This window comes from Gottfriedia acidiceleris, assembly GCF_004138285.1.
GTDB classification, from domain to species: domain Bacteria; phylum Bacillota; class Bacilli; order Bacillales; family Bacillaceae_G; genus Gottfriedia; species Gottfriedia acidiceleris_A.
The window spans coordinates 51,833-73,159 of record NZ_SCFN01000005.1 but is presented as its reverse complement, the minus strand read 5'-3'; the positions used below and the strand labels follow the sequence as shown (position 1 = coordinate 73,159).

Annotated in this window: 12 protein-coding genes; all 12 read right to left on the bottom strand. The window is 36.8% G+C overall.

The window, feature by feature from the left end; all coding sequences use genetic code 11:
- Positions 1-126: 126 nt before the first annotated feature.
- The 12 genes from nagA to EP747_RS09055 all read right to left on the bottom strand — a co-directional run bounded on the left by nagA (position 127) and on the right by EP747_RS09055 (position 21,281).
- The gene (gene nagA / locus EP747_RS09110; RefSeq protein ID WP_129689599.1) at positions 127-1,278 is read right to left on the bottom strand and encodes an N-acetylglucosamine-6-phosphate deacetylase; all 1,152 of its coding nucleotides are present in this window, start codon (positions 1,276-1,278) and stop codon (positions 127-129) included.
- 90 nt (positions 1,279-1,368) lie between these two features.
- Positions 1,369-2,301 carry an ROK family protein gene (locus tag EP747_RS09105; RefSeq protein ID WP_165346944.1) on the bottom strand — a complete coding sequence of 311 codons (933 nt, stop codon included), beginning with the start codon at positions 2,299-2,301 and terminating at the stop codon, positions 1,369-1,371.
- The gene (locus tag EP747_RS09100) at positions 2,279-3,238 is read right to left on the bottom strand and encodes a 1-phosphofructokinase family hexose kinase (protein ID WP_129689597.1); all 960 of its coding nucleotides are present in this window, start codon (positions 3,236-3,238) and stop codon (positions 2,279-2,281) included. Before EP747_RS09100 ends, EP747_RS09105 begins: the two co-directional genes overlap by 23 nt.
- 4 nt (positions 3,239-3,242) lie before the next feature.
- Positions 3,243-4,094: a tagatose-bisphosphate aldolase subunit GatY gene (gene gatY, locus EP747_RS09095; RefSeq protein ID WP_129689596.1), complete on the bottom strand. Its 852-nt coding sequence runs from the start codon at positions 4,092-4,094 to the stop codon at positions 3,243-3,245.
- Positions 4,091-5,302 (bottom strand): SIS domain-containing protein, encoded by a 1,212-nt coding sequence (locus EP747_RS09090; protein ID WP_129689595.1) that lies wholly within the window; start codon positions 5,300-5,302, stop codon positions 4,091-4,093. Before EP747_RS09090 ends, gatY begins: the two co-directional genes overlap by 4 nt.
- Positions 5,303-5,451: 149 nt before the next feature.
- On the bottom strand, positions 5,452-6,171 hold the full coding sequence (locus tag EP747_RS09085) for a GntR family transcriptional regulator (protein WP_129689594.1): 720 nt from the start codon (positions 6,169-6,171) through the stop codon (positions 5,452-5,454).
- Positions 6,172-6,271: 100 nt separating this feature from the next.
- A complete protein-coding gene (locus EP747_RS09080) occupies positions 6,272-7,537 on the bottom strand; it encodes a Gfo/Idh/MocA family protein (protein ID WP_129689593.1) in 1,266 nt (421 codons plus the stop codon).
- Positions 7,538-7,564: 27 nt separating this feature from the next.
- Positions 7,565-8,323 carry a carbohydrate ABC transporter permease gene (locus tag EP747_RS09075; RefSeq protein WP_129690147.1) on the bottom strand — a complete coding sequence of 253 codons (759 nt, stop codon included), beginning with the start codon at positions 8,321-8,323 and terminating at the stop codon, positions 7,565-7,567.
- Positions 8,324-8,412: 89 nt separating this feature from the next.
- The gene (locus EP747_RS09070) at positions 8,413-9,351 is read right to left on the bottom strand and encodes a carbohydrate ABC transporter permease (protein WP_165347008.1); all 939 of its coding nucleotides are present in this window, start codon (positions 9,349-9,351) and stop codon (positions 8,413-8,415) included.
- An 82-nt stretch (positions 9,352-9,433) separates the two neighbouring features.
- The gene (locus EP747_RS09065; protein ID WP_129689591.1) at positions 9,434-10,684 is read right to left on the bottom strand and encodes an ABC transporter substrate-binding protein; all 1,251 of its coding nucleotides are present in this window, start codon (positions 10,682-10,684) and stop codon (positions 9,434-9,436) included.
- Between the two features lie 413 nt (positions 10,685-11,097).
- A complete protein-coding gene (locus tag EP747_RS09060; RefSeq protein WP_129689590.1) occupies positions 11,098-12,597 on the bottom strand; it encodes a malate:quinone oxidoreductase in 1,500 nt (499 codons plus the stop codon).
- Between the two features lie 650 nt (positions 12,598-13,247).
- Positions 13,248-21,281 (bottom strand): S8 family serine peptidase, encoded by an 8,034-nt coding sequence (locus tag EP747_RS09055; protein ID WP_129689589.1) that lies wholly within the window; start codon positions 21,279-21,281, stop codon positions 13,248-13,250.
- Positions 21,282-21,327 lie beyond the last annotated feature (46 nt).

Genomic DNA, 21,327 nt, shown 5'->3' with positions numbered 1-21,327 from the left:
CCCACCCAAAAATGATCAATTAATCACTTATAGTAAGGTCATCATTATTATTTATTAATTTCTTCTGTACATACTTCAATCAGTTACCTTTTATTAAATTTTACATCTTTATTAAAATCCGCCATATTATTTATGATCATTCCTAAATACAAATTCTCCATTCACAATAGTAGCTTGAACATTAAACTTACGATCAATTAAGACGATATTTGCTTTTTTCCCACTCTCTATGCTTCCAACTTCATTATCAATATTAAGTAATTTTGCTTGGTTCAGACTGACCATCGGTAAAATAGTTTCTAAAGGTACCTCTAAAACGTCTTTTACATTTTTTAAACACTCCATTAAATTAGTCGTGCTTCCAGCCAATGAGCCTGTTTCTACTGTTCGAGCAATTTTATTTTCCACTTTAACGTCTAATGTACCAAGAGTATAGGATCCATCTGGTAAATCAGCAGCTGCCATTGAATCACTTATTAAAAGAATACGTTCTGTGCCTTTTGCTTTGTATAGCAGCTTAATTGCTCCAGGGTGGACATGTTGTAAATCTGCTATACATTCACAATAACATTGATCATTTGTTAGAACGGCACCAAGACACCCAGGATCACGATGATTAAATCCCCTCATGCCATTAAAAGTGTGAACAGAAACTCTTGCCCCATGTTCAATTGCGTTATTCGTTGTGTCATAGTCTGCATTTGTATGACCCATAGACACGTGAATTCCTTTATCTGTAATCATTTTAATAGCTTCATCTGCATGCTCTTTTTCTGGAGCTATCGTGATTACTTTAACCGTATTATTGGAAACCTTTATGAGTTCAATTAACTCATCAGTATTTAGTTCACGAATATACTTGACTGGATGAGCACCACGATGCTCAGTTGTAATGTATGGGCCTTCTACATACGACCCAATGATTTCCGCTCCTTCTGTCTTTCCCATCGCATCACTCACGATTATTACAGCTTTTTTAATTTTTTCGAAATCATGAGTCAGCGTAGTTGGCAAAAATCCAGTAACTCCATGACGTGCAAGTGACATAGACATTTCTTGTAATGAATGAATACTACCATCCATCGTGTCATTCCCAGCAATCCCATGAACATGTAAATCAATCATACCTGGAATGGCTACAAAACTAGAATAATCCAAAATTTCACAAGAGGGTCTATTCGTTGTTACTTCATTTATTTTTCCGTTTTCAATCAGTATATAACCAGTTTCAAATACTTTATCCGGTGTATAAACTTTTTCTACCTTAATTGCTTTCATAACACTTCCCCCTCTATTGTTCGTAAGAATACTTTTTCAAGAAGAACAATAGGCAACACCAAAATAGGATGCTGCCTGTTTGTTTATTACTTATACGTGTAAGTAGTTTAATTTTTTTAAAGTTAAGTAACATGCTCCATACAGCCCGGCGTCATTCCCAAGAATCGAAGGAAATACGATTGTTTCTTGATGATAAATCGGCATGGTTTCCTTTTTAATCTCAGAGTTGATGTCCTGAATAAACCGTTCTCCCTGCTCAGCAATCCCTCCCCCGATAATAATTGCCTCCGGGTTCAGAAGATGGACTATATTTGATAGACCTATGCCTATATAATGGATAAACTTTTTATATACGCCAGTAGCAATTGAATCTCCTTTTTCTACTAGAGCTAAAATATCTTCTCCAGAGATTTTCTCTATAACTTCACCATTTTTGTTCTTTTCATCTATAAAGTCATTTACTAATGCCGAAGTAGCAGCATATCTTTCAAAGCACCCTCTCCGTCCACATCCACAAGAACGTCCGTTATTAATAATGACGGTATGACCTAGTTCTCCAGCTAAATGACGAGATCCGCTTACAATCTTTCCATCTATAATAATGGTGCTTCCAATACCTGTTCCTAATGTTAAAAAAACTACATCTTTCTTCCCTTGAATTGCACCCTTCCACATTTCACCAAGGCAAGCACTTTTCACATCATTTTCTACACTAACGGGTAATTTAAATAAATTGAAAAGTATTTCGCCCAACTTCATACCTGAATAGTCGGGTATATTGTTGGAAAATAAAATTTCACCTATTTCATGATCTACAAGACCACACGAGGAGATTCCGATTCCTGCTATTAAAAAATCATTTTGGAGCTTTTTTATTTTCTCAGCTAAAAGTTCAGGAAGCAGCTTTTGTATATTTTTTTTAGGTGTTGGTACCTTATCTTTGTAGACCATTTGCCCATCACAATTTATTAGTCCAAATTTGATAAATGTACCCCCGATATCAAAACAAACTATATTTTCCACCTTGATCGCCCCCTGTTAACTCCTTCACCTTAATGAGATTAAAGTAATGTTGAACTTTTGTTAATTCAACTGATCCAGTCCGCTCTGAGGCAGCATTGGAAATCCCGCAGGCACATGACCACTTTAAAATATCTTCAATTGAATAACCTTTCGAATGAGCAAAGGTAAAGCCTGCAAGCATGCTATCTCCTGAGCCAACTTGGTGTACATCTGTCAAAGCTGGAATAACTGCTTGCAGTGTGACGTCTTTGCTAACTAAAAGAGCACCTTCTTTTCCTAAAGAAAGTAAAACGTATTGGGTACCCTTTTGGCATATATCTCGAGCATGCCAAATCATATCCTCTATTGAAAATTGGTTTAACCCGATCAACTTGCAAAACTCTTCTCTGTTCGGCTTAATTAAAAAAGGTTTTCCCTTTATACCGTGGGCTAGTGATTCTCCACTTGAATCTAAAAGAAAATACTTCCCTTTTTGTTTTGTTTTTTCTATTAGGTCTCTATAAAAATCAGAGTCGATTCCGTATGGCAAGCTGCCAGAACCTACAATATAGTTATTTGATTCAATAATAGTATCAAAATTTTTCAAAAATTCTTCTCTTTCATTCTCCAATATCTCTGGCCCTTGTTCAAGAATTTCTGTATGACCTTCTTTAGATTCAATTACTAAACAAAATCTTGTCTCTCCTTTTATTCCTACAAAATGATTAATTAAATTGTAATTTGGGAGCTGACCAGCTATCCATTCGCCACTTTTTCCGCCTAAAAATCCGGTACAAGTAACATTAGCCCCTAGCTGAGATAATACACGTGAAACGTTAAGTCCTTTTCCACCAGCTGTTTTATCTACAGCTGTAACACGATTAACGCCATCTAAATGAAAGACGGGAAGATTATACCGAATATCAATAGCTGGGTTTAATGTAATTGTAGCAATCATTTTTCTAACCCCGATTCATACTACCGCACATTTTAATTTTATCAGCAACGACTATTTTCATTTCTCTTACCGCATCTTTAAAATAATATCTAGGGTCATTGGCGTCTGGATGTTCTTTTAAGTAACCACGTAATCCATTAGCAAAAGCTATTTTTAATTCAGTAGCAATATTTACTTTACATATTCCACTTTTAATTGTTTTTTGTACTAATTCATCTGGCAAGCCTGAAGCTCCATGAAGAACTAGCGGAATATCAACTTCTCTTTGGATTGCACTTAATCGTTCAATATCTAATTTAGGTTCTCCTTTATATAGACCGTGGGCCGTCCCAATGGCAACGGCTAACGAATCAATTCCTGTTCTTGAAACAAACTCTTTAGCTTGTGCTGGATTTGTATAAATTTGATCCTTTTCATCCACTTCAAGATCATCTTCTACCCCACTTAGTCGGCCAAGCTCCGCCTCCACAGCAACTCCAAACGAAGAAGCATAATCGACTACTTCACGAACGATTCGAATATTTTCTTCAAAGTCATGGTGAGAGGCATCAATCATGACTGAGTGAATTCCACTATCAATTAAAGCTTTAATATCCACAACTTTTTCATGGTGATCTAAATGAAAACAAATTGGAATATCGTATCTTTTTTTTGCGGCCTCCATCATACTAATTAGAAATTCTTCCCCCATATAACTAACCGTACTTGGTGTAGCTGCGATCAAGACCGGTGAACGCAGCTCCTGAGCTGTTTCTAAAACTGTTTTCATTGTTTCTAAGTTATGAATATTAAATGCCGGAACTGCGTAGCCTTTGGATTGTGCCTCTAAAAGAATCGTACTTCTCGATGTAATCAAGATACATCTCCTCCATTCTTCGTCTCATTTGTAAGAGGGTGAATCGTAACTCCTTTAACAACTCTGTTAACTACTCCTAATGGAGAAGGGTTATCTGGAGAAAAGCCGAGATTAATAGATTTATACATAGCAAAAGTTTGTGCGTATAAGATAAAAGGGAAAGTTAGAAAAATATCTTCACTAATTTTAGGAAGATCTACATAATAGAAAAGATCACTATATTCTTCAGCCACCTGATCCTTTAAGGATGAAATCGCCACTACTTTCCCCCGATTCGTTTCTTTGTAAATCTCTTCTAAAATGTCAAGATCGTACTGCCTTGTATATGGGTTACAAGATAAAAATACAAATACAACGGTATCTTTATCTAAAATGGACTTAGGGCCGTGTCTAAAACCTAATGAGGTATCAAAAGTAGAAGGAATTGTCCCGCCTGTTAACTCCAACAATTTTAATGATGCTTCTCTTGCCAATCCTTCAAAAACCCCTGAGCCTAAATAAACAACTTTTTGAAAAGACGAATTTGCCAGCTGTTTAATACTTTGCTCGCTCCCGCTAATAATTGAATGACCAGCATGTATAAGTTCATCAACTTTCTTCTCCCATGTATGAATCTGCTCGATATTGAAAAGCAGTAGAGCTGAGAAAAGCATAGTCGTAAAACTACTCGTCATTGCAAATCCTTGGTCATTTGCTTCTTCTGGCATATAGATGACCAAATGCTTATTATCATTTTTCTTCTTTTTAGCCAGTAGTCCATCTTGGTTACATGTAAAAATGATTCCATAAAAATCATCGATAACTTGTTCTCCTAAATGAATAGCAGCTAAACTCTCTGGACTATTTCCTGAACGTGCAAATGAAATCATGATTGTTGGAAGATTCTTGTTTAAAAAAGAATATGGATTTGAAACGATATTTGTCGTCGCAATACTCTCTACTACTATTTTTTTGTTGTTAACGATTTGTTTTAAATAAGGAAGGACTGTGTCACCAACAAATGCAGATGTACCTGCACCGGTTAAAATAATTCGTAACTGATCGTGTTTATTTTCAATGCTCTTTAAAAAAGTAAGAATTCGATCTCTATTAAATAAAAGAATATCCTTTGTTTCGTTCCACAATCTAGGTTGCTGAGCTATTTCTTTTGCTGTATGGTTCGCGCCAACATTCATTCTTTCATATTCATTCGATTTTAATAGCTCCATACTATTTCCTCCTATTTTAACTGTTAATGTCATCATTACCAGTTAGATTAAATAGATACTTCTGTATCTATTTCAGTGTGTAGACAAAACCCATAAAAGCTGGTTTTCAAACTGATTGCATGCGGTCGTATGGCGGGCAGTCTGAAGGTCTATTTTAACTCTACTGTATAAGTAAATTTATCCCCTCTTGCAATAGAAATTGTATACTCAATTACTTTGCTTTGATCGTAAGTTACTCGTTTAAGCATCAGACATGGTGCACCCTCGATTATGTTTAGCATTTCTGACTCCACTTTATTTGCACTAACAGCCATAAAGCTTTCTAAAGCGCTAGAAATATTCACATTATATTGGGTTCTGAAGATTTCATACATCGGCGTATGTTGTAATTCCTCACTCGAAAGATTTTTAAAATCCTTTACGGGTACATAAGAGGTTTCGTATAACATCGGTTCCTGATCTGCAAGTCTTAACCGAACGATCTTAAATACCTCTTCTTCTACCGGTATATCCATGACCTTTGCTACTTTACTGTCACAATTGATTTTTTCAAAAGAAACGACCGTTGTCGTTGGGATTTTCCCTGCTTTTTTCATTTCTTCTGTAAAACTATAAAATTTTACAAGGCTTTGGTTATACGTTCTTGGAGAAACATATGTCCCCTTGCCATGAACTTTATAAATATAGCCTTGTTTTTCTAGCTCTTGCATCGTCTGCCTTACCGTTGTTCGACTAACTTGATACGTATCACATAATTCTCGTTCAGATGGTAGCTGATCGTTTTCAGCAAGTTCGCCTGATTCGATTTTTTCTAATAAAATATCCATTAATTGATAATAAAGAGGAAGTCGGGAATCCTTTTCTACCATGATTAGCTCCTTTAGTGGTATCTTTGTCATAACCAGTTAAATATACATCTATTATACATAATATTGAAAAAGATACCACATTATGTCGCAACAGAATTTTCTACAAAACTCCCTCTTCTGTCATTCTTAATTTTTTCTCATAGTCACCTAGTGAAACCATTGTTCCTGAAACTCTTGATTCCTCAGCAGCATAAGCAATCATATGACTTTTAGCTGATACGATAGCTGATGTTAAGCTGCCTTTGTCCTTCTTAGTAACGCGTTGAATGAAATCAGCCATAATACTTGTATCGGCTCCCATATGACCACCATCTACAGTTGATGGCTTAATTAACTCCTTCTTGCCTGAAAAATAATTAACTTCAATTTCATTTTTAGCATCATTTCCAACTATTTCGCCTTTTGTTCCCATAATTTTAAAGTTACGGAAGGTTTCATTTGTAAATGCAGTCATAGTAAATGCAACTGTAACGTCATTTTCAAATAATAAATTAACTACCTGATGGTCAACAACATCATTGTCACAGTGATATACGCAGCGACCATATGGTCCCTCTTGAATTGCCTTAAGTCTACTATCAAGACTTGAACTTGCTGAAATAACATTTGCTGGCCAAACATCACGTTCATGTAAATACCATTTAGCTGCTGAATAAGGACATTCCTTTTCTACCTTACAACCATCCAAACAGCGATATGTTGAACCTTCTGGTGCGTTTTCCTTTTTAAAGTAAGTTAAACTTCCATATGAAGATACACTCTTGCAATCTGTACCAATCAGCCACGCAAGCATATCCATATCATGGCAGCTTTTTTGTAAGAGCATTGAGCTAGACTCAGATGAATTACGCCAGTTACCACGTACAAAACTATGAGCTTGGTGAAAATAACCTACATTCTCATTCCACTGGATCGATACGATGTCGCCGATTACTTTTCGATCAACAACTTCTTTTAATGCTTGATAAAATGGCGCATATCTCATAACATGACAAACCGTTAATAATGTATTATGCCTTTCTGCTGCTTCAGCTATTTCTAACGTCTCAATTGGTTCTGGTGACATCGGTTTTTCTAATAAAATACTGTATCCTTTTTTAACTGCCTTCATAACAGGCTTATAATGATTACGGTCTGGACTGCAAATTAATAATGCCTCACATAGCTGTTCTTTTTCTAATAGCTCAGTCCAGTCTTCAAATCTCATATTCTCAGGGATATTGTGAGCTTCCGCAAACTTTTCTCTTTTTTCTTTATTTGGCTCCGCTACAGCAATGAATTGAATTTCATGTGGATACTGTAAAGCGTATGAACCGTATGCGTAAAATCCTCTACTTCCCGCTCCTATTAAAGCTGCTTTCATAATTAGTTTCCTCCAAGCTTTGTAAGATTTTTATTTACTTCCTGTAACCGCAATTCCTTCAATAAATTGTTTTTGCAAAATCATAAATAAAATAAGCATTGGTAAAATTGCTAAAAATGATCCTGCCATTAAAACTGGATAATTAGTTAAATATTGTCCTTGTAATGACGACAAACCGACGGACAACGTCATTGATTCTGGTGAGCTGTTAACAATCATTGGCCACATTAATTCATTCCAGCTCCATAATGTTGTAAATATACCTAAAGCAACTAAACCTGGCTTTGCTAAAGGAAGCAAGATTTTCCAATAGATTTGAAAATGATTACAACCATCTAATCTAGCTGCTTCCTCTAATTCTTTTGGTAACCCCATAAAAAATTGTCTTAAAAGGAATGTACCAAATGCGCTAAATAAACCTGGAACGACTACTGCCTGTAAAGTGTTTAACCAGCCTAATTTAACCATAATCATATATTGTGGCAATAAAAAGACCTGTCCTGGTACCATTAAAACCGATAAAGCTATTAAAAAAAGAAAATTTCTTCCTGGAAATTCAATTCTCGCAAAAGCGTATGCGGCTAAAGAACATAATAATAATTGTCCAATTGTGCGAATCACTGTAATGATCAGCGTATTAAACATAAATTTAAAGAATGGTAGTAAATCAAAAACTTCTTTATAATTTACCCACTGAAAATGCTTTGGAACAATAACAGGTGGAACATGAATCGACTCAGCATAAGTTTTTAATGAAGTTAGTAACATCCATATAAAAGGGAAGACCATCGCCAAGGCGCCGACAATTAGAATTAAATGAATTAAGATTGTTTTACTTGTGATATGTTGACTTGCTTTCTCCAATGGTTACTCCTCCTTCAATCATAATGAACCCATTTCTTTTGTAAAACCATTTGTATCGCTGTAATGATTAAAATAATGATTAATAGTAAAACTGCAATTGCAGCAGCGTAACCTTTGTCATTTAACACGAATGCATGCTGATAAAATAAGTACACAATTGATTGAGTATTTTCGAGTGCTGTACTGCTTTTCCCAATCATCATAAAAATTAAATCAAACACTTGAAACGCTCCTATAAAGGACATGATTGTTACGAAGAATATAACCGGGGAAAGTAACGGTAGTGTTATTTTAAAGAAGACCCTGATCGGCCCAGCACCATCTATCTCCGCTGCTTCGTAATATGTTTTTGGAATCCCTTGGAGCCCTGAAAGAAAAATAACCATGTTGTAACCAAGTCCACTCCAAATTGCTACTACAATAATTGAATACAGTGCAATTTTTGGATCACTTACCCACTGTGGACCTTTTATTCCAAAGATAGATAAAAGATAATTTAGGAGCCCATAATCAGAATTATATAACCATCTCCAAACCATAGCGATTGCTGCTGGCATGGTAATAACAGGTAAAAAATACAAGGTTCGATAAACAGATTTGCCCTTAATTTTTTGGTTTAAGAGAACTGCTATAAGAATCGATAAAAAAATACCAATCGGAACCGTAAAAATTATATAAATGCCTGTGTTTTTAAACGACTGTAATAGGTTAGAGTCTTCTAGCATTCGTCTATAATTGTCTAATCCTGTCCATTCATATTGCCCAAATGCTCCCCATTCTGTAAAACTGAAGTAAATCGTTTGAATGATTGGCCATAAGTAGAAAATAGTTAAACCAATCATTGTTGGTGCAATCATACAATACGCCCAAAAATAATCTGATCGTTTTCTCGTCTTTGATAAGCTTGGTATTTTTAGTTTACTTTTTGATTTCACTTCAACTTGTAGAGGCATTTCTTTCACTGTATTCACTCCTTTTAAGGAAATAAAGAGAAGAAGTAATTTTAGGCTTTAGAGATCTTCTTCTCTTCATTTTTTAGTTCTTAGCTAGTGCCTCGTCTGCCTTTTTCGTTAATTCTTTTGCAGCATCTTCAACACTTTCTTCATTACTCCATGCCTTTTTCAAGATATCTGTTTCATACTGCCAGATTTCGCCCGTATTTTTCACACTAGGTAAAGGAACAGAGTAATCAACTCCATCAATAAAGGCTTGAAGATTTAAACTTGGAACAGATTTTAACCAAGCATCTTGTGTGCCATTGTAAGCAGGAATAACAGTACCTGTTTTTGCATAGATTTCAGCCGCTTCTTTTGAACCTAGGAACTGAACAAACTTCCAAGCAGCGTCCTTATGCTTCGTATTTGCCGCAATCACGTTTGATAATCCATGAATAGAAACTGCGCGTTGTTTTCCTTTTGGTACAACAGCTACATTTAAATCTGGATTTTTCTTATACTCCGGAACCATCCATGGTCCATCAAACATCATTGCAATTTTTCCTGAAGCGAATAACTCCGATGGTGCTGTTTCTGTCATTTGAGCTTGTGTTGGAGAAAGCCCTTCTTTTATAAAACTAATGTTATATTTAAGTGCTTCAATAGCCTCAGGTTGATCAAATCCGACTGATTTGCCATCATCGGAAATAATATGTCCACCATTTTGCCAAATGAAATCATAATAACCGCCTTGGTTACCCATTAAAGCTGCAAAACCATAAATTCCTTTTTCTTTATTTGTAAGCTTCTTAGCTACTTCTTTTAACTTATTCCAATCCCAAGTATCATCTGGGTAAGGTATACCAGCTTCATCAAAAATCTTTTTGTTATACCAAAATCCAGTTATATCAAAGTCTTTTGGAATACCATAAAGTTTTCCGTCAACTGTATAAAGGTCGACTAATGACTTAGGATAATTGTCTAGACTATAGTTGTCCTTAGATGCTAAGTCACTAAGAGGGACTATTACTTTACCTTCCGCATATTGGACTACATGTGCGCCATTCATCCAAAAAACATCAGGCAATGCTCCCCCTGTTGCAGCTGTTTCTAGCTTTTGGAAATACTGTGCATATGGAGTAAGCTCAGTTTTCACTTTAATATTAGGGTACTTTTCATTAAATAATTTTATAATTTCATCAACCGCGGGAACTTGTTTCTTATCCCAATAACCGTAAGTAATTTCAACCTTTCCATCTTTTGCATCTCCCGATGTGTCACTGCTACCACATCCAGCTAATCCTAGTAAGCCTAAAGCTAAGATTAGTAGCATAATAAGCCACTTTTTCATCCCATTCCCCTTCTTTCTCTTAAAAGTTTAATAGCCTTTTAATCCAGTAGTTGCACTAAAAGACATGATTTGGAATAGTGCTCCACAAACATGTTGTCATGATGTTATTACCAGTTAAGTTGAAAAGGCTTACAAAAATTGTTTAATTTCTAATATAAAACATTCACCTCCTGTATAACTTTCATAAAAATCACATTAGTAATGATGTCATTACCAGTTGTATGTAGTATATCACCTCTTTTTTAAATCATGAATACTTTTTTTCAATTTTTCAAAAAATTTAAATCGACATGATTCATCATTATCTTTGTTATTTAGTTCCTTTCACTAATTATATATGACTATAAAAAGAACCTTCAATCCAATTCAAATTGAAGGTTCTTAACTTGATTATGCTATTTAATTGAAAAAGGTTAACTATAAGCTAGCTCTTTTTCGTTTAATCCAAGCGTATTTGAAGTTGAAACTTGAATTTTCTCTAAAAGTTCTGGATGTTCTTCTAGAGATAAACCAAATGAAGGAATCATTTCTCTAATTTTTGGAGCCCATTCCATCATATGTTGTGGGAAGCATTTTTCTAATACTTCAAGCATTACGTGAACAGCTGTCGAAGCACCTGGAGATGCTCCAAGTAATGCCGCGATCGAACCATCAGCAGCACTAACTACTTCAGTACCAAATTGAAGTGTTCCTTTTCCAGCTGGCGTGTCTTTAATAACTTGTACACGTTGACCAGCAACTACGATATCCCAATCCTCACTCTTAGCGTTTGGAATAAATTCACGTAATTCTTCCATACGTTTTTCATTCGATAATAAGACTTGTTGGATTAAATATTTAGTTAATGACATCTCTTTTACGCCTGCCGCTAACATCGTCATGACGTTATTTGGTTTTACAGAACTAATCAGATCCATATTAGAACCTGTTTTTAAGAACTTTGGTGAAAACCCAGCAAAAGGTCCAAATAATAGCGACTTTTGGTTATCGATATATCTTGTATCAAGATGCGGAACAGACATTGGTGGTGCACCAACTTTAGCTTTTCCGTATACTTTTGCATGGTGCTGCTTCGCAACCTCTGGATTTTTACATACTAAGAATAGCCCACTTACAGGGAACCCTCCAATATGTTTTGACTCAGGGATACCAGTTTTTTGCAGTAAAGGTAGACTAGCTCCTCCACTTCCGATAAACACGAATTTTGCAATGTGGGAATCGATGTTACCAGTGCTCATATTATACACTTTTACTTCCCACCCGCCGTCACTAGTGCGTTTAATGTCCTCAACACTATGTCTATAGTTTATCTCTACATTATTACTCTCTAAGTGCTCAAACATCATACGTGTTAAAGCGCCAAAGTTTACGTCCGTTCCTGAGTCTATTTTTGTTGCCGCTATTGGTTCATTAGATGTGCGTCCTTCCATGATTAGCGGGATCCATTCTTTCAACTTTTGGGCGTCTTCTGAGTATTCCATCCCTTTGAATAGAGGATTTTTAGAAAGCGCTTCAAATCGTTTATTCAAAAATTCCACATTTTCTTTACCTTGCACTAGACTCATATGAGGAATTGGCATGATAAAGTCTTGAGGATTACCAATCAAGTTGTTGTTTACAAGATATGACCAAAATTGTCTTGAAAGTTGAAACTGTTCATTAATTTTTATTGCTTTGCTAATATCAATCGATCCATCAGCTTTTTCTGATGTATAGTTAAGCTCACATAATGCAGCATGTCCCGTACCTGCATTATTCCACTCATTAGAGCTTTCTTCTCCTGCTTTTTCTAATTTCTCAAATACTTTAATTTCCATTTCCGGTGCTAACTCTTTTAGTAATGATCCCAAAGTCGCGCTCATGACTCCGGCACCAATTAAGATAATGTCTGTTCTAGTTTGTCTGTTGCTCATAATAACCTTCCTTTTCCCCTTTATTTGCAAAAAAGTAGGTTTTCCTGCTTAGGTGTCACAAAAAGCAAGGCACCACCTAGGAACACACCTTTTCTGTCTCAATTATATCTTATTAATAGTATAACACATTTAAGCTACATTTTAATAATAGTATATCACTATTTAATTATATCCAATTAATAGTATATTTCTATTATTTATTGTCCTAAAAAATTTTTTCTTTATCTGATAATTATAAACTATTTAAACAATGTAAAAAAGTTAAAAATCTATCATTAAGGTCCTTATTTTAGAAAAATAAATTCTAATTCACTATTAGTTAATGAACCCTACCTTTATATAGTAAGCGCTTATTTTAACTTTGTCTCGTGAACAGTATAAAATAACTGAAGGAAAGATTTGCTTATTATTTTAAAATTATTTAATTGAACCAAATTTTAGTCTAAATTTACTCCGACTTAATTGATTTGTACACAAAAAAAGAGACTGTCGAGAAAGTCCCGACAGCCTAATGCGACTCAAAATGAGCCCTTTAATTCCTCATTCGAAAACATATATTTTGTAATTGTTTAACGGCACTTATTTTTTCTTGAACGATTTACTTGCTCCATCAATAGCTGAAGCTTTACCGACCCGTGCTATTTGTGCCATTACTTTCCACTGCTTCCTTTATGTTTGAACGTTACACTGATTGTATGATTCTTTGTTATATTCGTAAACGTGTAAGTATTATTTGTTAACTGTGCAGCTACTCCGTCTACTTTAAATGTTGCAACCTCATAGTTACCCTTATCAGGTGTAATTTTGAATGTTTGATTTGCTCCTTCATCTACAGAAAGTATACCACTTGGGCTAATCGTTCCATTGCCTTCAGCTGATGCTACGATTGTGTAAACGATCTTCTTGAACGTAACGTTAATCGTGTGGTCTTTTGTTACATTTGTAAACGTATAAGAGTTATTTGTAAGATTTGCATTCACACCATCAACAGTAAATGTAGCAACTTCATAGCCTTTATTCGGTGTAACCGTAAATGTTTGATCCTTTCCATAATTTACAGAAACATTACCGCTTGGACTGATCGTCCCATTGCTTCCAGCTGCTGCTGTGATTGTGTGTACGATTTGTTTAAACGTTACATTAATCGTATGATCTTTCGTTACGTTCGTAAATGTGTACGTATTGTTTGTTAACTGTGCATCCACACCATCTACTTTAAACGTTGCAACCTCATAACCTTCATAAGGTGTGACTGTAAACGTTTGGTTCGTTCCATAATTCGTAGCAATTCTACCGTTCGGACTAATCATTCCGTTGCTTCCAGCTGTTGCCGTGATGATGTGAACGATTTGTTTGAACGTTACATTGATTGAATGATTCTTCGTGATGTTTGTAAATGTGTACTCGCCATTTGTTACTGTTACTTCTTGCCCATCAACCTTAACGCTTCCAATCTCAAAACCAGTATTCGGTGTGATTTTAAACGTTTGGTTAGATCCATGTTTTACCGAAACGAAGCCTTCTGGATCAATTTTTCCATTGCTGTCTGATGTTGCCGAAATCAAATGTGACAAATCATCACTAATGATTATCGTAAATGACGTATCAGTATAACCAGGAGTAGAAATTGTAAACTCATATTCACCTAGGTCTTTAAATAAAGATCTATCAACAAATGTCAGTTCATTAGCTGTAAGCGTGTACTTGCCAGAATCAACTACTTTGCCATTTAGTGAAACAACAGGTGACGCTGCAACCCAATTTGAATCTTGATTGTAGCTAGTAGTGATTGGTGTATCTTCTTGAATATAAGCAATTTTTGATGCAAACACTGGTGCATTATTCTTAACTACTTGAGTTACAGACGTAACAGGGTAGCAATAAGCTGTAAACTTGACCTCAATATTACCCGTTGCTGGGAATGCAGTTCCAGGCATTGTAATCGTGATATTTCTTTCATCAGATGAGATAGTCGTACCCGCTTTAATCGATACTCCTCCTACCGTAATATCACCTGAAACTGCTTTTGTAGCATTTGCCCATCTCATGTTTTCAGCATTGTTCGGAACTGTCACAATAACTGGCTTACCAATTCCACTTGGTGTCAAAGTAGGCGTTGGTGCCGTTCTTTGAGTAAATGGTTGAGCAATTGTAATTGGTGTAAAGTATGGTGATTTGAACCTAACGTTCTTATTACCCGCTACTGTATTCGACTGTGTTACGTACCCGTCAATCGTTACTGCCCCTGTACCATTTGCTACAGATGTTGTGACATATGGTTTGACTGATATAACTGATGACATCTGAATTGTCACATCACCATTGTCTACGGTTTGATCTGATGTTGACGCAAGGAAAATTGAACTTCTCCACAGTGGATTATCATCACCGTTAATCTTATAAGTAATGGTGTCGCCAAACTGCGGTGTTCCTGTAGGCGCAGAAAGCGTAAGCACAGGCGCAGTTTGAGGTGTAACAGTTACAGTCATAATCGTGTCAGCATATCCTGGAGCTGTCACACTTAAATTCCTTGAAACTGCACCACCACCATCAGTTCTTACCAAATTATATGGAATTGTTATTGTTCCTGCTGTTTCATCAACGTTAACTTTCGTTTTGATTGATGTGCCAAATTTAATATCGCCACCAGCCTTCACTGCAGATATCCAATCAGATGCTGCTGTACTAGGATTATATGTCATCACTAAGTCTTTTCCAGCATAGATTGTGCCTGCTGGTTTTGTAAGTGTTATCCCTTGTTTGTAGAAAGGTTGATCAACTGTCGCATTTTGGTAATTCGGTGCGATGATGTTGATTTTTACGCTTCCTGGTGCTGTGATTAACGATTTATTAATCTTAATTGGCGTTCCAGGAGCACCTAAAGTGATGTTATTCGTTTCGAAATCTGCTCTTGCTATCGTAGTGCTACCAACTTGTATAGCTGTAATCGCATCTCTCCACGCTTGTGTATCGTTTGTTGTACCAGCCGTAATCGAAATCGGATTTGAATTGCCATCATTAAAATATCGATTTGATTCTGCTGTCAACGTTGGAGCTGAGAACGCATTGATTCTTTGATAGAATGTATACGAACTGTAATTGTCTGCATTAATCGTTATCTTCCAATCAGTAAATCCTAATCCGTCGAATACTGATGGTGTCGAGAAAACACCTGCTGGGATTGTAAAGTTAAATGTTGTTGCGTTTGCCGGCGTTACTTGATTAAAGAGTGCCTCAAGTTCCGTTCCTGCATAGGTTACAGCAACATCACCGTTTGGCTTAGTTACCGTAATCGACGTCATATTTGGCTTCCAAATATCACGATAGTGCGCAGCTGTTGAACCTGTCCCATCTGCAAGACTATAAGTTACTGCTTTTCCAATGCTTGTGATATTATTTGGCGCGAGTAGGTTAAAGCTAGAAGTAAACGCACCACCTAACATTCTAAATTTCAGAGAACGATCCATATAGCCTGGCGCTTTAAACACAATCGTGTGTATTCCTGGTGATTGGAACAACGATGGATCAAATTCGTATTGTCCTTTACCAGAAACAACTTTACTCACAATCGAATTGGTTGAAACGCCGTTATAGATATTCGTCGCTGCTTTTCGGTCAACGCCATCAATTAAGATTTGTCCACCATTACCTTCTAATGCTGTTCTCCAAGCGACATCTTCGATTTGCGTAAGGGTAGAAGCATTAAATACATCAGGTGTTTTGTATTTGACAGAAAATAATTGAAACGGATTTACTTTTCCATAATATACGAAAGCAGTGCTGTCGCTTGTTTTGATATATGGTACTGGTTTTACGACAGTGTTAAAAGCAGATAAATCTGAACCGCTAGGTAACTTATTAAATCCAGTTAATGTAATCTCTTTGCTCGTTGTTGATACAATCGTTCCTGCTAATGCATCTGCATTAGGAGCGGTTGTATTGTATTTGCCAAAGTTTTTGACGATGTATTCAAAATCAGTATAATCAATTGAACCGTCAAAGTTTAAATCAGCTGCTCTTGAATAAGTTGATGGTGCTGCAACATAGTCATTGTATGCAGTACTTTCCGCCTCAATGTCCCTCATATCGATCACATCATCACCGTTTACATCACCCGCAAGCATAACCGCACTAGGAACTGAATAGTTTCCTCCTGCTGAATAGCCATATTGTCCTGCTGAATTCACGGCTAATTTGCCGTAATAAGATAAATGTCCAGGCATTTTCATTGTATAATTGTATGGTTTATCTCCTGCTTGCATCGGAAGAGCTGCTGTAAATAAACCATTCTGAACGATCCCCTCGTTTATACTTGAAGAGCTGCTAGCTGGGTCTGACGCGATTGGTATCACAGAATTAATCCCACCTGCATTCGGATCTTCAAATTTAATCTCAACACCTGAGTCTTTTGTTGTTATCGGTGTTGACATACCGTATACATTAGGCGCAGTCGGATAGTTTTGGAATCCTTCTGGTTTAATACCACCGTAGATAGATGCCCCACCTTTAATGTGAAGGAACTTATCTTGGAAAATTGGGACACGATCCATTCCGGTCTTACCATCGCTGTACGTTGTGATTTCAGGAATATTACCTGATCCAACAAGCCACATTGTATCCAGTCCTGAATCATTCGTAACTTTGTAAGTGATGTCAAGGATCGGCATTTCCTTTGCAGTGCCATCACTAATAGTATCCGCCGAATTCAATACACCTTGAGCTTGAACACTTTCAGGGAGATTGAAATTGAACATAAAATCACCGTTTACGTCCAAGTCTTTATGAATCCAATTTTTATCAGCTGTAATTCCTTTAGATGCTAAAAATGCTTTGTATTGTGCACTAAAGTCAATATCCATAATATCTGTAAAATCAAGTCTATCGATATAGAACTTCGCACCTACAACATTTTTAGGATATTTAATATTTAGCGTTGATTTAAAATTATCACCTTTTGCGATTAACGTTTTGTCAGCAAGGAATGCTGGGTCGATGCCATTTAACGTTGTCGATCCTGGTGTATCAAGACGAGCAAATCTGTTAACTACATACTCGTTGCCCTTTTTAACAAAGTAATAATATTTTCCTTGTGTTTCAAGATTCCCTGCATAGGAATAATCTTCAGGGTAAATTCTGAACTGTGTCCCATAATTTTCTTTTTGAGAATCAGCATCCGTATTTATAACGTCTTCTTTTGAAATCCCAAATTTAAATTTTCCATCTTCATTCATATCTAAGAAATAATTAACATACGGTGCTGAGTTAGAATCCCCTAGCATCCCATCAATTTTACCTAAAGATTGGCTCACTTTTGTATCGGTGTCATAGACAGGTGGCGCAGGGGCTAATGTTTCGTGACCAACATTTTTCATATAATCAATGTTCGAGTCGTACGCTTTTCCTGAGAACCATTTTAATGCACCATCTGTCATTGGACCGTTAGGGTCAATCTCATAAATGCCCGGTTTGCTACCTTCATCCATTTGAACTGTCGGAGCAGTGTTATCAATATAAACTGTATCATTTACTTCATAAAGTTTCCCAGTAGACGCGTCTAATGCACGAGCTTGAATGACATACCCACCTTCGTCAGCAATTTTTGCCGTTGACGATTGTTGAGTAAGCTTCAAAGTCAGATTAGGGTCGTCCTTAGAAATAGGAGTACTGTAAGGTAAATACGATCCATTTAGCATAAAAGGTACATACGATATATTCCCTAGACCTAAACTAGAAGTGTTAAGCGCCGTGATAAAACCGATATAATTTTTGCCCGTTATATCCATGACATAAAGCTTAAGGCCAAATAATGGGTCAATCGGACTTTTCACTCTAATTCCCGCGTAGGTTTGCGGGGTAACTGCGTACGTATTCGGATTAAAGTTTTTATTACCACTAAGTGTAATTGCTTTTCGTGCAATCCTGAAATCTACACCTCTACTTTGAATGTTTATTGCAAGAGGAATGCGATAGGTTTCAGTAGAACTAGTTGAATTAACAAAGTTGATATACGCCTCGTAAAAACCACTTGCAGCCGAAGTAGGCGTAGTGAATTTTGCGATAAGATGAACCGTGCTACCTGCTGGAACAGTGATCGAAGTTAATTCTGCCCCCGGTGCAGATGCATCACTTAAACTAATTTTAGCACCTTCAGTTGTACCATCTTGTCCGTTTTTCACTAACGTATCCTTAAAGAAAGCGCTAGAAGTGTCAAAGGTTTTTGTAGCATTACTGTTATTCGTAATATACAAGTCACCTGTTTTCATCACTGAACCATCTTCTTGACGCGCTGTATAGCCAAACGAGAATGAAGAAGTTGTATTTGTAACGCTAATAATATTTGAATTAGATGAATCATCTAATGACGAGCGTGATTGAATATAATCCTTCACTTTAAATAGCATATCCGTATGCACAGCTTGATAAGGATCCGTCTTACCGGAACCGATTTGGTATACACTTTTTTGTGTGTTAATCGGGTCTGCAGTTTGCATTAATACTGCTTTTACATCCTCGGGCTTATAGTTCGGGTGAGCTGCCAAAATCAATGCAGCCATACCTGCAACATGTGGAGTTGCCATTGATGTACCAGACATCGTTTGGTAAGCATTCGAATAGTCTTTATTGTTTGGTTCCCAAATATCATAAGGAGCAGTCGAGAATATATCGACACCTGGCGCAATAACGTCAGGTTTGATTGCAAGTGTTCCTGAAACTGGGCCCGTCGAGCTAAAGTCCGCTAGCGTATTTCCACCCATCTTGTAGTTTGCAGCATTTCTAACAGAAAACTTTTTGATCGTACCATTTTTAAACGCATTATAGAACTTTGGTCCGTCATTCGTGCTTAATTGTAACGTGTAGACTGAACCGCCTGATGCGCCAAGATAAAATGGATAATAACCTTGATCATCAAAGAGAAGACCAGGAATGTCGGTCGGATTCCACAAGATCATTGCTTTAACATGTTGTCCAGCCGCATACATCATAAGCTCGTTGATTGGTGCAGCACCACGCTTTACAAGTACAACTTTATCTTTAACGATAATGTTTTTCTTTTGAAGGTCTTCGTACCAAGCAGGGGTACCATATCCAGCATCCACAATGTCATACTGAGTTGAATCGCTAAGCTTAGTATCTGTTTCCGTAAAATCTCTTCCAACTAAACGAGTATTCACATTAGTAAATGTTTCTTCTCCCGTTTCACCAAATGAATGGATGTCAAATGTTGGAACCTCTTTCGGATACGTAATCGCGCCAACGGTAATCGCCTTAGCAGCAGTACCTGGGGTTCCCAATGTAGCAGCGCCTGGACCAGAGTTACCGGCAGCGATAACAGCTGTTACGCCTAGATCAGTAATATTGTTGATCGCAACAGCATTTGGAGATAACGAATCATTAACTGGCGCACCAAGTGATAGGTTAATCACTTGACATCCATCTTTGTATGATTGTTCGATCCCACCCATAACTGCCTCATCAGTACCACCATGAGGACCTAAAACACGATATGCATATAACTGCACTTCAGGAGCAACACCTTTAAGAGCATATGGAGAGTTGTTACGTGATTGTCCTGCAATTGTTCCAGCAACGTGAGTTCCGTGGGAAGTAATATAATTATGGTAATCCGTCGGGAAGTATGGGTCTTGTTGCTCAGGAGGTAGGGCATCATTCGCATTCTTCGCGGCTAACCAGTCAGAATACACCGTTTCCATTGGGTCGTTGTCATTGTCTACAAAATCTTTTCCACCTTGATACTCACCTGCTAAATCTGGATGGTTATAGTCAAGTCCTGTATCAATAACGCCGACTTTTACGCCCTTCCCTGTAATGTTTTCATTTTGGAGATCATGAATTTTCAACCAATCAAGAACTGCCGTTTCACCCGATTGTGGGCCTTCTGGGCCTGGAGGTGGTACAGTACCATTCGGAGTGAATGAATTTCCTGAATTTGCAGCAGGTTGTTCAGAAGTTCCACTTGTTGATTGACCATTACTACGATCTGATCGAATAACTGGCAGCAAATTTGGGTCCGCCTTTTTCTCGGATACCTTTCCATCACCTGTAACACTCGCAGGTGCGTCAATTGACTGTGAAGCAGGAATTGGCGCATACTTAACATTGAGAAAAACACTCTTTACATATGGTAGTGCCAATAGATTATTAAGAGATTGTTTAGGTATTTTGACAGCTAGTCCGTTAAATACTTGAGTAAACTCTCTTCCTATTTTAATTTGGTTCGTTACGCCAGCGTCTTTCAAAGCTCTAGACTCACTGTTTACGAAACTCTTAAAGTTACTGTGAGTTTCATTGACAGCTGCTTTAGCGCTATCAAGTGTAACTTCATTAGTGCTTTCTTGATTAACCGAAAATTTTGCTGATGAGGTATTTTTTTGTTGGTTCAACATTTGAATTGCAGCCGGATCCACATCAAACTGAACAATTAAGTCTAATTGTTTTGATGAGTCCAACAACTTTGGGTCAAATTTAATCTTCTCTAAGTATAAATTTTGCAATTGTTGCGCTTGATTCAAGTCAACTTTACTATTACTAGTCAGCTGTGTCTGAATAGTTTTTTCAGCTGATGATCCACTAGTCATGGCAAACGCCGGAACCGTGTAGCCTAGCAGCGTAGAAGTTGCAAGAAATGTTGACATGATCATCTTTTTCATTTTACGATGTCTCATATATTATTCATTCCTTCCATTAGTTTAATATATAGAGCAAAAGCCC

Bases quoted from the DNA above. Each gene is read 5' to 3' on its own strand.
- nagA (WP_129689599.1), bottom strand. From the start codon at position 1,278: ATGAAAGCAATTAAGGTAGAAAAAGTTTATACACCGGATAAAGTATTT.
- EP747_RS09100 (WP_129689597.1), bottom strand. From the start codon at position 3,238: ATGATTGCTACAATTACATTAAACCCAGCTATTGATATTCGGTATAAT.
- EP747_RS09090 (WP_129689595.1), bottom strand. From the start codon at position 5,302: ATGGAGCTATTAAAATCGAATGAATATGAAAGAATGAATGTTGGCGCG.
- EP747_RS09085 (WP_129689594.1), bottom strand. From the start codon at position 6,171: ATGGTAGAAAAGGATTCCCGACTTCCTCTTTATTATCAATTAATGGAT.
- EP747_RS09075 (WP_129690147.1), bottom strand. From the start codon at position 8,323: ATGGTCTTCCCTTTTATATGGATGTTACTAACTTCATTAAAAACTTAT.
- EP747_RS09070 (WP_165347008.1), bottom strand. From the start codon at position 9,351: ATGCCTCTACAAGTTGAAGTGAAATCAAAAAGTAAACTAAAAATACCA.
- EP747_RS09065 (WP_129689591.1), bottom strand. From the start codon at position 10,684: ATGAAAAAGTGGCTTATTATGCTACTAATCTTAGCTTTAGGCTTACTA.
- EP747_RS09060 (WP_129689590.1), bottom strand. From the start codon at position 12,597: ATGAGCAACAGACAAACTAGAACAGACATTATCTTAATTGGTGCCGGA.
- EP747_RS09055 (WP_129689589.1), bottom strand. From the start codon at position 21,281: ATGAGACATCGTAAAATGAAAAAGATGATCATGTCAACATTTCTTGCA.